At 65.9% G+C, this 15,454-nt stretch carries 14 protein-coding genes; 4 read left to right on the top strand and 10 right to left on the bottom strand.

The genetic code is table 11. From position 1 onward, the window contains the following. Positions 1-431: 431 nt before the first annotated feature. The 5 genes from ACQPXH_RS05435 to mftA all read right to left on the bottom strand — a co-directional run bounded on the left by ACQPXH_RS05435 (position 432) and on the right by mftA (position 6,655). Positions 432-1,787: a GAF domain-containing protein gene (locus tag ACQPXH_RS05435; RefSeq protein WP_433601230.1), complete on the bottom strand. Its 1,356-nt coding sequence runs from the start codon at positions 1,785-1,787 to the stop codon at positions 432-434. A gap of 88 nt (positions 1,788-1,875) precedes the next feature. Further along, positions 1,876-3,345: a mycofactocin dehydrogenase MftG gene (mftG, locus tag ACQPXH_RS05430; RefSeq protein WP_433601229.1), complete on the bottom strand. Its 1,470-nt coding sequence runs from the start codon at positions 3,343-3,345 to the stop codon at positions 1,876-1,878. Between the two features lie 42 nt (positions 3,346-3,387). Continuing rightward, the gene (gene mftF / locus ACQPXH_RS05425; protein WP_433601228.1) at positions 3,388-4,788 is read right to left on the bottom strand and encodes a mycofactocin biosynthesis glycosyltransferase MftF; all 1,401 of its coding nucleotides are present in this window, start codon (positions 4,786-4,788) and stop codon (positions 3,388-3,390) included. Positions 4,789-5,018: 230 nt separating this feature from the next. Then, positions 5,019-6,566, bottom strand: a complete 1,548-nt coding sequence (mftC, locus tag ACQPXH_RS05420; RefSeq protein ID WP_433603315.1) for a mycofactocin radical SAM maturase — start codon at positions 6,564-6,566, stop codon at positions 5,019-5,021. A 14-nt stretch (positions 6,567-6,580) separates the two neighbouring features. Then, positions 6,581-6,655 carry a mycofactocin precursor MftA gene (gene mftA, locus ACQPXH_RS05415; protein ID WP_433603314.1) on the bottom strand — a complete coding sequence of 25 codons (75 nt, stop codon included), beginning with the start codon at positions 6,653-6,655 and terminating at the stop codon, positions 6,581-6,583. A 511-nt stretch (positions 6,656-7,166) separates the two neighbouring features. On the opposite strand from mftA, the gene mftR2 reads away from it, so the two are divergent. Continuing rightward, a complete protein-coding gene (gene mftR2 / locus ACQPXH_RS05410; RefSeq protein ID WP_433601227.1) occupies positions 7,167-7,805 on the top strand; it encodes a mycofactocin system transcriptional regulator MftR2 in 639 nt (212 codons plus the stop codon). A 127-nt stretch (positions 7,806-7,932) separates the two neighbouring features. Then, on the top strand, positions 7,933-8,988 hold the full coding sequence (locus tag ACQPXH_RS05405; RefSeq protein WP_433601226.1) for a 2Fe-2S iron-sulfur cluster-binding protein: 1,056 nt from the start codon (positions 7,933-7,935) through the stop codon (positions 8,986-8,988). Positions 8,989-9,002: 14 nt separating this feature from the next. On the opposite strand, the gene ACQPXH_RS05400 is transcribed toward ACQPXH_RS05405, so the two are convergent. The 3 genes from ACQPXH_RS05400 to ACQPXH_RS05390 are packed head-to-tail and all read right to left on the bottom strand — an operon-like array spanning position 9,003 to position 11,729. Further along, positions 9,003-9,752 carry a DNA alkylation repair protein gene (locus ACQPXH_RS05400; protein ID WP_433601225.1) on the bottom strand — a complete coding sequence of 250 codons (750 nt, stop codon included), beginning with the start codon at positions 9,750-9,752 and terminating at the stop codon, positions 9,003-9,005. Beyond that, complete coding sequence (locus tag ACQPXH_RS05395) at positions 9,739-10,500, bottom strand: glutamate racemase (RefSeq protein WP_433601224.1); 762 nt, start codon at positions 10,498-10,500, stop codon at positions 9,739-9,741. Before ACQPXH_RS05395 ends, ACQPXH_RS05400 begins: the two co-directional genes overlap by 14 nt. Positions 10,501-10,529: 29 nt before the next feature. Next, positions 10,530-11,729, bottom strand: a complete 1,200-nt coding sequence (locus tag ACQPXH_RS05390; protein ID WP_433601223.1) for an NAD(P)/FAD-dependent oxidoreductase — start codon at positions 11,727-11,729, stop codon at positions 10,530-10,532. A 304-nt stretch (positions 11,730-12,033) separates the two neighbouring features. Here ACQPXH_RS05390 and ACQPXH_RS05385 point away from each other — a divergent pair, with 304 nt between their 5' ends. Together ACQPXH_RS05385 and ACQPXH_RS05380 are read left to right on the top strand one after the other, a co-directional pair. After that, positions 12,034-12,390: an SPW repeat domain-containing protein gene (locus ACQPXH_RS05385; protein ID WP_063037083.1), complete on the top strand. Its 357-nt coding sequence runs from the start codon at positions 12,034-12,036 to the stop codon at positions 12,388-12,390. Further along, complete coding sequence (locus tag ACQPXH_RS05380; RefSeq protein ID WP_357471437.1) at positions 12,390-13,019, top strand: TetR/AcrR family transcriptional regulator; 630 nt, start codon at positions 12,390-12,392, stop codon at positions 13,017-13,019. The genes ACQPXH_RS05385 and ACQPXH_RS05380 overlap by 1 nt, the downstream gene beginning before the upstream one ends. 196 nt (positions 13,020-13,215) lie before the next feature. Here the strand turns inward: ACQPXH_RS05380 and ACQPXH_RS05375 are convergent, their stop codons facing one another. Continuing rightward, a complete protein-coding gene (locus ACQPXH_RS05375; RefSeq protein WP_433601222.1) occupies positions 13,216-14,025 on the bottom strand; it encodes an alpha/beta fold hydrolase in 810 nt (269 codons plus the stop codon). Positions 14,026-14,158: 133 nt separating this feature from the next. Beyond that, positions 14,159-15,349 (bottom strand): elongation factor Tu, encoded by a 1,191-nt coding sequence (gene tuf / locus ACQPXH_RS05370; RefSeq protein ID WP_040695832.1) that lies wholly within the window; start codon positions 15,347-15,349, stop codon positions 14,159-14,161. Positions 15,350-15,454 lie beyond the last annotated feature (105 nt).

Below are 15,454 nucleotides of genomic sequence, written 5' to 3'. Positions count from 1 at the left end.
CAGAGCCTCCTTGTTCGGTGTAAAAAAGCACGCCGAACGCATTCAGGCAGCACGAATAAGCCACTGCGGCAACGCTTTTTCAACGTTGACACATGGCTTCGACGCCACCACAAGAAGATTCGGCGAATGCGCGGGGCATGACGACACCCGCGCCGGATCGAAACAGATTGCGCCCCGCGTGCGCTAGCTCTCGAGCACTCCTCCAACGTCGCTGCCGCGGTGCGGGCGCCGCGGCGGTGTCAGCTACATCACACGGATGTGATCCGCATTGCGAACACTAGGCGCTGCGTTAATAAAAAGGAACTTTTTGCACTAAAAAAAGTTGGTCGTCCGTCCAGCGTACTCAGCCGGGCCGACACAGCTGGGCAAAGCTGCGTTCGCGACCACAATTCGATCGCGGATGTGAGCCACAGCACTTTCGGATGTGCAGACTATGAGCGAGAACGTTGCATCCGCGTTGCATCCGCGCCGAGCCGCCGATCGAGTACCCGAATTTTAGCCTCGATCTGCGCATACAGCGGTGAATCGCGATCTACGGTCGCCCGGTACACGACCCAGGCCGCGGCATCGTCGCGCCCTTCCGCGCATGCGGTCCACCGACGCAGCACCGCGGCATCACCGGAGCCGAGCACCGCGGCGCGCAACCGAACCCGAAGTTCATCGCGGATATCGATAATTCCCGGCGCGGTAGAGCGCGGCAGCACCGGACCCGCGTACAGGCGTAATGCGGTATCGACGTCACCGGAATCGAGCGCGGCCCGCAGCGCCTCGATATCGGTTGCGATATGCACCCGCAACCGATAGGGGCGCGAACCGAATACGTTCGGGCCGACCACCGCCCGCAACCGCGACATGGCGGCGCGAATGGTGCCGTTGTCCAGATCCGTGTCGTCGAGCAGCAGAGCGAGATGATCCGCGCCCAGCCCCTCCGGATGTTCGGCGAGCAGCAGCAGAATCTCGGCGTGCCGCTGCGACAACGGAACTCGATCACCCGCGACGGTCAGCAGCGGCTGTCCGAGCCCGAGCGCATCCAGACCCATCCGCGCCGCCGCGATGTCGCCGGTCGAACTCACCGCCCCGCGCTGACCAGCACGCATCGCGGTCAGCAACAGATCCATTTCGGCCGCGGTCGAGGTCGCCTTCACCAAGGCCAGAATCTCCGGCTTCGCCACCCGCACGCCTCCGGCGATCATCAGCACCCCGACCAGCCTGCCGTCGGGATCGTGCACCGGCGCCGCGGCACCGGTGATCTGATGCATCCGGTGCAGAAAGTGTTCGGGCCCGTGGATCCACGCGGCCCGTCCGGTGCGCACCACCAGGCCGACGGCATTCGTGCCGATGCGGCGTTCGCTGAGATCATCGCCCGCGCGCAGACCGATTTCGGCGGCGGCATCGATCTGATCGGGATTGCCGTGCACCGACAGCACCCGGCCGAACTGATCGGCGACCGCGACGATCAAACCCGTTCTGGCCGTGTCCTGTACGAGCAATTTGTCGATCAGCGGCATCAATGCGGCAATCGGATGCGCGTCGCGGTAGCGCTGTAGATCCGCACCGCGCAGGCCGCGCCCGTCGAGCGGATCCATCGGGTCGACGCCGCCGCGCACACTGCGCAACCAGGAGTCGAGCACGACGGGACGCAGCAGACCGGCAAGCTGCGACAGCTGCTCGCCACCCGCGCTGAGGTATCCGTGTGCTTGTGCGGCATAGGCTTCCAGTGCGCCGAGCTGAGTGCCAGGTTCGACGCCGTGCCGTGGGGGCCGCCCACCTGCAAGATTGCTGACCATTTGCCTTTCTTTCCGCCCCGAACTGTACCGGCGCGCACAACTCGGACAAGGGCGGTTGCCTTCGTTTGTCCGCCAGGTCACACCACATTCAGACCTCGCGCAAATGTGACCTACCCATCTTCCAGACCCCCTGGGTGAGGTATTCGGCGACGCGTTCGGCAACCAGCACCGTCGTCGCCTGCGGACCGCGACCCAGCGGCACCGGGACAACGGAGAGATCCACCACGGATAGACCGGTCGTGCCGTGCACGCGGCACTGCTCATCGACCACCGCGCGCTCATCGTACGCACCGCCCATTCGGCAGGTGCCCGACAGATGTTGCGAAGTAGCCAGATTCGCGTGCAGCCACGCGTCATCCGGTATCGATTCCGGCGGGCGCGCCATCGGTATCGCGTGCAATATCTCACGCGCCACGGTTACCGCCTCTCGTAATCGAATCCGATCCGCCGACTCCGATAAGTAGCGGTAATCGATGTGCGGCGGCACGGCTGGATCGGCGCAGCGGAGCCGGAGCACACCTTCGGAATGCGGGCGCATGAGCGCCACACCCAAACGTTGGGTATACGGGGTAAACGTTACGGCGTACGGACGGATTTCGACATCGTCGAGTTCCAGCACATATTCCAGCGGGATGCCCGCGACAGTCGAGTGCGACGGATCCGAGCGGTAGTCGATGCCGATCTCGGGGTGATCGCTGAACGCGGCGCCGACGGGCGCGGGATGCACCACCGGAATATCGAGCGCTCGAAGTTGTTCCGGATCGCCGATACCCGAGCGCAGCAGCAGCGCCGCGGATTCGATCGCGCCCGCGCACAACACGATGCGATCCGCGTCGAGTGCACCCGGCTTACCCTCGTGCACATAGTCCACCCCGATGGCGCGCGTGCCGTGGAAACGGATGCGCGTCACCAGTACGGCGCCGGTCACCGTGAGATTCGGTCGCGCCAGCGCGGGTGCGAGATATGCCGATCCGGTGTCGGCGCGCCTACCGTCCTCGATATTCCACGGCACCGGCCCGAAACCATTGGCCGGATCTGTGCCGGGCAGTGCGTTCAGGTCAGGTATGAGCGGCAGGCCGAGTGCCGTACATGCCGAGGCGAATTCGCAGCTCAGGGGTGCGGGAACAGCGGTGCGACGCACCGGTATCGGGCCTGTCGCACCGTGTCCCGGCTGGTCACCGAAGTCGTGGTCGCGCTCGAGTCGACGATAGGCGGGCAGCACCGCATCGAAGGACCAGCTGTCGAGCTCCTTACTCCACGCGGCGAAATCCGCGGCCGTCGCCCGCACGAAGTAGCCGCCGTTGACCGCACCCGATCCGCCGATCACCTTGCCGCGCACGATATTCCCGGTGACCGCGCCTGCCAACGTGACGGGATATCGCCACACCCACGGTGATTCGGGCCCGATCGGCATTCGAGTCGCATCGAGCAGTACCGCCGGATCGGCCGACACCGGCCCCGCCTCCAGCAGCCGCACCCGATGCTCCGGGTCCGCGCTCAGCCGGGCCGCAAGCACACACCCGGCCGAGCCACCACCGATGATCAGTGTGTCGATCATCTACATCAGCCCATCGGGTGGTACAGCCATTACACGTTCGATTCAGCTCCGGGGCCTACTCGGCTTGAGCGATTCCAGGCTGCGCGCGCGGAATGCGCCGAGCCACAAGCCCGTTCCGTAGGCGATATCGTCCACCCGCTTGTAGGCCACATAGCGGAACGGGTCGAGCCCGCCCGCGTCGCGATGGGTGAACCAGTCGGCCAGACCGTCCGCCACCGCCATGGTGACCGCGATGCGCCGGACGCGCCGGGAAAGAATCATCGCCAACATGGTGACCGGCCAATAGTGCCGGCACATCGCCGAGGCCAGTCGCCAGATACCCGCGAAATAGCCGCGCGCCAGATAGATCGCCGCGATCCGGGTCGGGTTGTCCAGCCCGGTGAAGACCCGGCGTAGTCGGGCCAGCGCGGTCACCAGGGTGATGAGCCCGCCGAGCAGTCCCCACTTCGTCAGCGTGGCGAACAGCATGGTCGCGACCACCGTCCAGAACGGCACCGACAGCGGCGTGACCATGCCCGCATGCCGCTCGCCCAGCTGCGCGGCACCGGTGCCGTAGAACAGCTTGCGACCGAACCAGGCGCGGAACGAGATTCGATGATCGTGCGCGACGTGCGCCGCAGGCTCATAGCGCAGCCGCCAGCCCGCCTGCTCCAGCCGCCAGCACAGATCGACGTCCTCGGCCACCTGCATCGTCTCGTCGAATCCGTCCTGCGCGAGCAGCGCCCGGCGGCGCACCAGCATGGCCGCGCTCGGCACATACGAGACCAGTCCGCGCGACTGCACGGCCGATTCGCGCCGTCCGAGATCGAGCGAGGATCGGGTGTGCTCATAGCGGGCGAGGGCGTTCGACTCCGGATCCAGCGCGACGATCCGCGGCGCGACCAGCGCGACTTCCGGATCGCTGAAGTGGCCGAGCATCACCTCGAGCCAGCCGCTGCGCGGGACCACATCGGAGTCGAGGAAGGCGACGAAGTCGGTTGTCGCGGCCCGCAACCCGGCATTGCGCGCGGCGGCCGGGCCGTGTCTGCGGTCGTGGCGCAGCACGGTCACCCGGCAGTGGGTGCCGCGGTTGCGCGGGATCTCGACAGGCTGATCCGAACCGTCGTCGACGACGATCACATTGTGTCCGCGCAATGCCGCGAGCAATCGGGCGAGGCCGTCGGCATTGTTGTGCAGCGGCACGATCACGGTCACATCGTCGAGGGACGGCAGCAAACGGGGGCGCGGATTACCGACGCCGGAGTCGAGCAGCCGTCTGGCAACAACGGCGGACTTCGGGCCGGTGACCTCGAGGTACCCGTCGCCGATCATCTCGGCGGCCTCCGGGGCAAGTCGCAGCAACCGGGCGGGTGAACCCCCGATCAGGATGCGTCCCCCGGAGTATGCGCGTACCCGTGGATCGATCCGCACCCCGAATCCGTCGGGTAGGCGATCGTGGCGCATTCCTGGCATGTTAGGCGGTGATTCGCGCATTGGCACCATCAGTCCGGAAAAAAGGACGGAATTCCGCACGAATCCGCCCGTGTGGCGCAAGAACTCCCGGCGAATCGTGTCTTCGGCGGGTCGCAAGCGACTCGCCGATGACAGCTGGCAACGCGAGGGCAATCATCAATTTGCCACTCGATAGCCATCGTCGATCAACGAGATAGCGCATAACTAGCTATCGCGCGACATCAGTTCAGCGGACTTTCATTGCAGGCCCGCGCGGGCCGCAGCTCCGGCGAAAGGCGATCGGAGGCGGGCCGAGATACCGACAGTGTCAGCGGAATCGGTCCCGACTTACGCGAGCCGGGTCGGCTCGGCGCAATTCGCCGGGAGTGGTCCACCGACGAACGCGGAATCATCCGCCCGGCATCGGCCAGCGCCGCCTCGCCGTAGCCCTGGACGCATTCCGGATCCGGTCCGTCGGCGGGCAGGCCGGTGAAGAACTTCGCCGCCATGCAGCCACCACGGCAGGAGTCGTAGTGCGCGCAGCCGGAGCACGCACCGCCGCCGCTCGGCTCGCGCAGTTCGGCGAAGAGGTCCGATTCCTGCCAGACGGTGCGGAAACCACCGTCCGCCACCACATTTCCGGCGAGGAACTTGTCGTGGATGGCGAAGGGACAGGCATAGACATCGCCGAGCGGATCCACCAGGCAGACCACCCGGCCCGCGCCGCACATATTCAATCCGGGCAGCGCCGAACCGAAGGCGGAGAGATGGAAGAACGAGTCGCCGGTGAGCACGCCCTCGCCGTTGCGCACCAGCCAGTCGTAAAGCACTCGTTGCTGTTCCGGCAGCGGATGCAGTTCGTCCCAGACATCGGCGCCGCGTCCCGAAGGCCGCAGCCGAGTCAAACGCAGTGTGGCGCCGTACTTGTCGGCGATCGCCTTGAACTCGTCGAGCTGGGCGATATTGTGCCGGGTCGCGACCACGGAGAGTTTCGCGTCCGCGAATCCCGCGGCCGCCAGATTCTCCAGCGCTCTGATCGCCATGGCGTAGGAACCCGGTCCGCGCACCGCATCGTTGACCTCGGCGTCCGCGCCGTCCAACGAAATCTGTACGTCCACATAGTCACTGGCGGCCAAGCGCGCGGCGACCTCGGGCGTGATCCGAACTCCGTTGGTGGAGAACTTCACTCCGACATGGTGCGCGGTCGCGTAGTCGACGAGCTCCCAAAAGTCCGGGCGCACAGTCGGTTCCCCGCCGCCGATATTCACATAGAAGATCTGCATGCGCTCGAACTCGTCGATAAGCGCCTTGCACTGCTCGGTGCTCAGCTCGCGCGGATCGCGGCGGCCCGAGGACGACAGGCAGTGCACGCAGGACAGATTGCAGGCGTAGGTCAACTCCCACGTCAGGCAGATCGGTGCGGCCAAACCGTTTTCGAACTTATCGATCAGTCGCCCACCGGTGACGGCCGACGGCTGCCCCGCGAGCGGCAGCGGCGCGACCGCGGGGATCGGCGCACTGCCCGGCGCGGCCTGCCTGATCATGTCGGAGTCGGCCAGCTGATCCAATGCCCGGACATACTGTCCGGCTTGGTCATCCGTGACGCCCGCCGCATGCAGGGCCGCGCGTGCCGAGATATGCGCGGGCAGCGACCGCACGATCTCGAGTATCCGGGGACTCTTCAGAAACGAGAGCTTGCGGGTGCCGAAGTGGTAGAGCAGCGCGCCGAAGGACTCCGGCCGCAGCGCCACCCGCGGATGCAGCTCCCATCGGGTATCGAGATCGAGCATGGTCGCGGCGCCCGTCAGTAGACGCCGCACATACCGTCGATGGAAACCTCTTCGATGAGGGTCTCCTCGACCAGCGGCGGCTCCTCGATCGAACGGGACTCGGCCGCCCCTATCCGTCCGGTGTTGTCGGTATCGGTGTGTCCGATGGATCCGTACTCCGGCATGCCTACCTCCGAGATTGTGACCGGGTTCCGCGGCGACTGGTGTAGCCGTCATCACACAATAACGTCACGAGCTGACAAAATGGAACAGGGAATGCGTAGCTCCCGCTCAACGCCCGCGCGGACGCACACCGACCTACTCACGGCCGCGCGCTCTAGACTGCGGGTGGCAAGCAGCTGAACAGGACGTGACGGGCGATTCGACCCGCAGTGGTAGAGGTGGCATGGGAGTCGGACGAATGCAGACGAGCCCCCGCGGTGCGAACTCGAGGGCCGGAGGCGGCAGCATGCGTAACCACGTAGGCCCTGGGAGCACCGCCAATCGAACCCCGCGGTGCGAGCTCGAGGGCCGGAGGCGGCAGCATGCGTAACCACGTAGGCCCTGGGAGCACCGCGAATCGGACCCCGCGGTGCGAGCTCGAGGGCCGGAGGCGGCAGCATGCGTAACCACGTAGGGCCTGGGAGCACCGCGAATCGAACACTGTCGGAGTCCGAAATCGTCGAGGCCGCGCTGCGGGTGGTACGTGCGGACGGTGTGGAGAAGCTGTCGATGCGACGGCTCTCCCGTGAGCTCGGCGTTTCGCCGATGGCGCCGTACTACTACGTCGCGGATAAACGCGAGTTGCTCGATCTCGTCGCCACCGCGGCGCTGACCGGAGTTCGCAAACCACCGGCCGATTCCGGACCGTGGCAGCAGCGGCTGCGCGATCTGATCGACCAGATCGATGAGAAGCTGCGCAAGCATCCCGGACTCGGCGATGTGCTGATCGAACAGATGCTCGGCAAACAGCTCGACCTGATCGCCGCGATCATGGAGATCCTGCTCGAGGCGGGTTTCAATGATCGCAATGTGCTCGCCGGGTACGCGACGATCCACACCTACCTGTTCGGCCGCCGCCGGGTGAATCCGCGGGAGCCGCAGCCGCTGGCGGATATCGCACTGCCCGAATCGGTGGCACGAGCCACCAAATACATGCCCGACCTGCGCGGAAAGTACGCCTACGACTTCGGCATGGAGGTACTGATCGCCGGTCTCGAGGCCCAGCTTGTCCGTCAGCCCGACCCCGACGTACGATGAAACTGAAACACGTTCTAGTTTTGGTTCGGTTCGAAAGGACGACAGGCGTGAGCGAGCGCAGCGAGCGAACAATCGACACAGCACCTTCGGTGGGTATGGCTGAGCCGAGCGTCAGCGAGGCTCGGTCATGACCACCGTCGAGGTTCCACACGGTTCGCGTTCGGTCGTGCTGCGGGTAGCCGCGGTCATCACCGAGACGCCGGACACCTGTTCGCTGGTCTTCGATGTGCCCGACGACCAGCGTGCGCGTTTCAGCTATCAGCCAGGGCAGTTCCTCACCCTGCGCATCCCGAGCGATCTGACCGGTTCGGTGGCCCGGTGCTACTCGCTGGCCAGCTCGCCGTACACCGACGACAAGCCCAAGGTGACCGTGAAGCGCACCGTGGGCGGCTACGGGTCGAACTGGGTGTGCGACAACGTCAAAGCGGGCGACGCGATCGAAGTGCTGCCGCCCTCCGGCGTTTTCACGCCGAAGGATCTCGATGACGATCTGCTGCTGTTCGGCGCGGGCAGCGGCATCACGCCGGTGATGTCGATCTTGAAGTCTGCGCTGGCGCGCGGCGGCGGCCGAATCGTATTGATCTACGCCAATCGCGATCACGAGTCGGTGATCTTCGCCGGCGAGCTGCGCGAATTGGCCGAGAAGCATCCGCAGCGGCTCACCGTGATCCACTGGCTCGAGCACCTGCAGGGACTGCCGACCGCCGACGGTTTGGCCGCCCTGGTCGAGCCGTACACGAGCTACCACGCGTTCATGTGCGGGCCCAAGCCGTTCATGGACCGGGTCCACGACGCACTCGCCCAGCTCGACGTGCCGCGCTCACGGACCCACGCCGAAGTGTTCAATTCCCTTGCCGGAGACCCGTTCGCGGATCAGGCGCCGGTCGCGGTGACCGACGAGGAGGCCGCCGATGCGGCCACCGTCGAGGTCGAACTCGACGGCGAGGTGCACGAGCTGAAGTGGCCGCGCAAGCAGACTCTGGTCGACATCATGCTGTCGAAGGGTCTGGATGTGCCGTACTCCTGCCAGGAGGGCGAATGCGGTTCCTGTGCGTGCACGGTACTCGAGGGCAAGGTCGAAATGGACAATGCCGAAATCCTCGATCCGGAGGATATCGAGAACGGCTATATCCTCGGCTGCCAGGCGCATCCGGTCACCGATCACCTGCGCATCCAATTCTGAGCCCCGGTAGGGGTTTACAGTTCGCGATAGTGGACGCGTAAGGCGGGATCGAGGCGTTCGGTCGCGTAACTCAGTGCGGTGCGGCCCATTTGCGCCGCGTGCTTGTCGAGGAAGCCGGTGAGCAGTTGCTCGTCGACGCGCTTGCCGACTTCGCGCAACATCCAGCCGAGTGCCTTCTGGATCAGGTCGCGGCGGTCGTCGAGTAACCGTTCACCGAGTTCGAAGGTGGTCGAGGCATCGCCCGCCTTGATGAACGCGAAGGTGGTCAGCAGCGCTACCCGGCGCTCCCAGAGCGAGTCCGCGCCCGCGAGTTCGAAGAGCAGGTCGCGGGGTCGATCGAGTAGCCAAGGGCCGATGATGTTTTCGGCGGACACGTCGACCAGATCCCAGTTGTTCACCCGGCCTCGGCGCACCGCGGCGAGGTAGAACTCGACCATCGCCGCCTGCGCATCGATATCGAGCGTGCGTGGTTGGGCCGCCTCGGCGAATCTGGCATCGAGGATGATCAGCGCGGCCAGGCGGTCCTCGTGCACGGCACTGTTCAGCAGTGTGTCGATCTCGTCGAGCGGAAGTGCCGCAAAGCGTTTCGCGATCGATCGCGTCACGGGTACGCGCACACCGAGGAAGACATCGCCCTCGCCGTACTCACCGGGCCCGGTCTTGAAGAACCGTTGCAGATGACTGGCATCGGCCGGGTCGGCGACCTCGGCCAGCGCCGCATGCACATCGGCGGCGGTCGGCAGTGCCGCGCTACCCCTGGGCACCCAGAATCCGCCCCGACTCGAAAGCCGCCGCGCTGCTGGGCAATTCACCCGGCCGACCGCTGTTCAGCACCCGCACCTCACCGTTGCCGGTCGTCGGCCGGTCGAGTGCCTCCATCCGCCGAATCGTCTGCGCCGCAACGGCTTGCGCACTGTCGAACAATCGCACGCCGTCCGGCAGTGCGGCCACAATGGCATCGATGACCAAGGGATAGTGGGTGCAGCCGAGCACCACACCTTCCACATCGTCGGGCGTCTGTTCGGCCGCGCGCGAAATCGAATCACGAGCAGCGGCCAGATCACCGCGATCGATCGAATCCGCCAGACCATGGCAGGCGATGCCGACGACCTTCGCATCGCCGCCGAAGCGGGCGATCAGATCGGCCTGATAGCGGCTGGCCGTGGTCGCCGCGGTCGCCCACACCGCGACCGATTTGCATACCGCCGCGGCGGGTTTGATCGCGGGGACCGTGCCGACCACCGGTATACCCGGCCCGACCTCGGCGCGCACCTCGTCCAGGGCGGTGACGCTGGCCGTATTGCACGGCAGCACGAGCACTTCCGCACCGAGCCGCACCGAGCTCCGCGCGGCGTCGACTACCCGGTCGGTCACCCACTGTTCCGGCTTGGGCCCCCACGGCGCGCCATCGGGGTCCAACTGGAGTAGCAGGTCGACATCGGGCCGCAGCTTGCGCAGCCAGGCGGCCGTGGGCAGCAACCCCAGGCCGGAATCGATGAGCGCGACGATCACCCGACCACCGTATTACAACGGCACAATCGCTACGCCTGGGCGGCCTCGAGCAGGTCCGCGACCGGCGCACCGCCGGCGATCTTCGCGCGGACCTTCATCACCTGAGCGGTCATGCCTGCGCCGACCACACCGGTCAGATTGCCGTGCTGCGAGTAGTACGCGAGAAATTTGCGGCCGTCGTCGGAGACGATGTGGATCTCGTCATCAGCGCTCGGGGTGCCGAGCGCCTGGATCTTCACGTCGTACTGATCGCTCCAGAAGTACGGCACCCGTGCCGCGGTCGGCGGTTCCGCGCCCAGCAGCGCACACGCCAGCAACCGCGCCTGCTCTCCGGCATTGGTCCAGTGCTCGACGCGCTTGCGCTGCCCGGTCTCGTGCAGCCAGGCCGACACATCGCCGACCGCCCACACACCCTCGACCGAGGTGCGTCCCACCTCGTCCGCGAGTACGCCACCACCGGCCGATGGTTCGGCGAGTGCGATACCGGAATCGGCGAGCCATTCGGTCACCGGCCGCGAGCCGACGCCGACGACCACCAGATCGGCGGCTACCTCGCTGCCGTCGGAGAGCCGGGCGCCGCGCACTCGATCGTCAACAGAGAGGAAGGTGTCCAGGCCGGTTTCGCAGCGCAGATCCACGCCCTCGTCACGATGCATGCGCGCGACCAGCGCACCGATCTCCGCGCCGAGCACCGAGGCCAGCGGCGTCGGCTGCGGTTCGACCAATACGACCTCGACGCCACTGGCCCGGAAGCTCGCCGCGAGTTCACAACCGATGAATCCGGCCCCGACCACCAGAGCGGTACCCGCACCGGACAATTCGTCGCGCAGTGCGGCGGCGTCGGCATAGCCGCGCAGGACATGCACGCCCTTCAGATCGGGCAGCCCGGGCAGACGGCGCGGCCGCAGACCGGTCGCGATGATCAGCTGGTCGTAGTCGAGCGTGCCGCCGTCGGCCAGGCGCACCTGGCGCGCGGCGGTGTCGACGCCGACCGCCTCGGTATTCAGCCGCAGGTCGATCTGCTTCTCGTCGAAGAATTCGGCGGGGCGCAGGGTGGTGTCGTCGGTTTCGCCACGCACGAACTGCTTGGACAGCGGCGGGCGATCATAGGGCAGCCGCGACTCCTCGCCGACGAGGAGCAACTCACCCTCGTACCCGGCCCTGCGCAATTCCTCCGCCGTGCGCAAACCGGCAAGACCAGCTCCGATGATTACGATCGGCCCGTTCATGCCGCCACCACGCCGTCGCTCGGCTCCGGTATGACCGGGCACCCGGCTGTGTTCATGGTTCGCTCGCTGCGCTCACTCACGCGCACGGCCTCCCTTCGGTAGTGCCCGGCAGGCACCGGGTCGAGTTGACATTTTGGTGACACAGCTAACCCTAACCTTCGCTCTGCGCGAATCGCCGTGATGACCGTCACTCCGCTCTACCCCACCTATCGGTGCGCAATCGTGTCCATACCTATATTGATCGGGCGGTCAATCAGGGTTAGATCTGAGTAGGGAGAACAATTCAGAGCCTGAGGAGGCACCCATGTTCACCGAAAGTCGCGCGCAGGACTTCCTGGCCGTTGTGCTGGGCGTCTTTACCGCGCTGTCACCCCTGTGGGTGACCCACAACGACAACGCCATGTGGACGCTGATCGTGCTCGGCGTACTCATCGCCCTCACCGGCCTGGCGCAGATGTACCGAGCGAGCCTGACGGCCGCCGACTACGCGATGGGCCTGTTCGGCGCGTTGCTGTTCATCTCCCCGTGGGCGATGGACTACACCGACTACCGCGGCGCATCCTGGACCGCGTGGGTAGTGGGCGTAGTGACGGTAGTGGTCGCGGTGGCGGCGCTGCCGACGGTGTCGGGCCGGTTGCACGACATGGCGCCGCATCACTGATGCAGATGCCGAAAGCCCGGCGGGGCGGGCGTCGTCGTAGCGCGAAAGTCGACGGCGACGCCCGTCAGCTCATTCTCGATGCCGCGGAACGACTCTTCGCGGCACAGGGATTCGACGCGACCGCGACAGCGGCCATCGCCGAGGGCGCCGGTGTCCCCAAGGGTCTGGTCTTCTATTACTTCCCCACCAAGGATTCGATCCTGTCCGCACTGATGGCCGAGCGGGTGCCCGCCCAGCCGATCGCCGATATCGGCACCGTGGTCACACCGGGCGATCCGGCGGCCAGTCTGATCAATCTCGATGCCGCGCTCAATCTGCGCGATCACCATTCGTCGGTGCTGCGCGTGATCATGTGGCGCGAGGCCGATACCCATCCCGACGTGCGCCGGCAATTGCGCCGCCTGCGCGATCAACTGCTCGACGTCACCGCCCGGGTGTTGCAGGCCAGCGCGCCCGGCCCGGTCCAGCCCGGCACCTTGCGCGCGTGTGCCGCAGCCTGGGTTTCGGCGATGTTCGCAATTGCCAGCAGCGATCGGCTGCATGCGCTCGATGGACTGCCGCTGCCGACAGCGGATGAAATCTGCAATGTCGCCCAGGTGGTCGCGGCGGGTATGACCCAACTCGGCTGAGCACCGAAATCTGAAAGACTCGTGTTCTCAATACGAGTCCACGGTGCGCGATACAAGTTCCCCTACGGTGCGGCCCGGCTCGGCGGCCAGAACTCACCTGCGCCCCCGAACACCTGAGTGCCGCCATCCTCGGCATTCCCTCGGTGCTGTCCTGGCTTGCCGCGCGCTTCCGCGGCGAACCGGCGCCGAGCAACTGCTAGTCGGCGAGAAAGGCGACGACGTCGGGAACGAACCGCTTCACGACCCCGATATGGGTTGTTTCCGGGTAGATGATCAAGTGCGAGTCCGGGATTCCGTCCGCGGTACGACGGAAGGTCTCGGTGCTGTAGGCGTCGTCGCGGTCGCCGCCGAGGACGAGCGTCGGCGCGGTGATATCGCCGAGCCGACCGGCGAGGTCGAAAGCATCCTCGGCACGGATGAAAGCCAGTGTGTCCGCCGGATTCTTCGGGCGCGCAAAGGGATCGGCCAACCACATACCCGCCGCGGCAATGCGCTGCGCGATCGGCGAGTTGGAGCTGACGGCGGCCATATGGTGCAGTGCGCGCCTACCCGCGTAGGCCGCCTCGCCGTAGGCCAGTTGCGCCGCGCGAGTGGTGTTTTCCAGGGTGTAGCCAGATGAGGCGATGATCAGCCTGCGTACTGCGGCAGGTCGATCCGCCGCTAGTTGCAGCGCAAGCGATCCACCCGAGGAGACACCGAGAACATCGACGGGCGTACCGAATTCGGCCCGCAGCGCGTCCGCGTGCTCGGCGGCGATATCGGCCATCGTCGTGCCCTCGGCCATACCGGGCGCGCGGTTCACCGCATACACCCGAAAATGCGCCGCGAGCGGTGCCAACGTCTTGATTTCGGACTGCCGCATCCACCCGGTCGGATTGGCGTGATCCGGGGTGAACCATCGCAGGAATACCAGTGGCCGCCCGGCTCCGAGCGCGAGATACGGCATACCGTGCACCAACGTGCCCTCGGTGACGTCGAGCGCGCTGGCCAGCGCCGAACTCCTCATCGCATCCTCCGATCAACCGGTCTTTACCCCCTTTTGCCCGACGTTAACCAAAGTGGCGATGGCGGCTCGCCCCCGAAATGCCGAACGGCGCCGCCCCTTTCGGAGCGACGCCGTTCGAAAGCGATTCAGGGAATCACTTGATGATCTTCGTGACGCGACCGGCGCCGACGGTGCGGCCACCCTCGCGGATCGCGAAGCGCAGACCCTCGTCCATGGCGACCGGCTGGATCAGCTTGACGGACATCTCGGTGTTGTCACCGGGCATGACCATCTCAGTGCCCTCGGGCAGGGTCACAACGCCCGTCACGTCCGTGGTACGGAAGTAGAACTGCGGACGGTAGTTGTTGAAGAACGGGGTGTGGCGGCCACCCTCGTCCTTGGACAGGATGTAGGCCTGACCCTCGAACTCGGTGTGCGGGGTGGTGGTGCCCGGCTTCACGACGACCTGGCCACGCTCGACATCTTCGCGCTTGATACCACGAACCAGCAGACCGACGTTGTCACCGGCCTGGCCCTGGTCGAGCAGCTTGCGGAACATCTCGATACCGGTGACGGTGGTCTTGGTGCTCTTCTCGCGGATGCCGACGATCTCGACTTCCTCGTTCACGTTGATCACACCGCGCTCGACACGACCGGTGACGACGGTGCCACGACCGGTGATCGTGAAAACGTCCTCGACCGGCATCAGGAACGGCTTGTCGGTCTCACGAACCGGGTCCGGGATGGACTCGTCGACCGCGTTCATCAGCTCGACGATCGCCTCGGTCCACTTCGGGTCGCCCTCGAGCGCCTTCAGACCGGAAACCCGCACGACCGGCGCTTCCTCGTCGAACTCCTGGGCGGCCAGCAGCTCGCGGACCTCCATCTCGACGAGTTCGAGGATTTCCTCGTCGTCGACCATGTCCGACTTGTTCAGCGCGACCAGGATGTAGGGCACGCCGACCTGACGAGCGAGCAGCACGTGCTCACGGGTCTGCGGCATCGGGCCGTCGGTCGCGGCGACCACGAGGATGGCACCGTCCATCTGCGCCGCACCGGTGATCATGTTCTTGATGTAGTCGGCGTGACCCGGCGCGTCGACGTGTGCGTAGTGGCGCTTCTCCGTCTGGTACTCGACGTGGGAGATGTTGATCGTGATACCACGAGCCTTCTCCTCCGGCGCCTTGTCGATCTGATCGAAGGCAAAGCTCTCGTTCAGATCCGGGTACTTGTCAGCCAGCACCTTGGTGATCGCTGCGGTCAGCGTGGTCTTGCCGTGGTCGACGTGACCGATGGTGCCGATGTTGACGTGCGGCTTCGTCCGCTCGAACTTCGCCTTCGCCACTTGGTGTCCTCCTGGACTTGTTGGTGCGTGCAGTTGCAGCAGTGCGGTTTACATATTGGGGGTCGTGCATGACTCCCGGCTGATAGGGGCAAGTCTTGCACCTGC

Source organism: Nocardia sp. CA-135953 (genome assembly GCF_050955735.1).
Classification (GTDB): domain Bacteria; phylum Actinomycetota; class Actinomycetes; order Mycobacteriales; family Mycobacteriaceae; genus Nocardia.
This window is presented reverse-complemented; position numbering and strand designations above follow the sequence as displayed.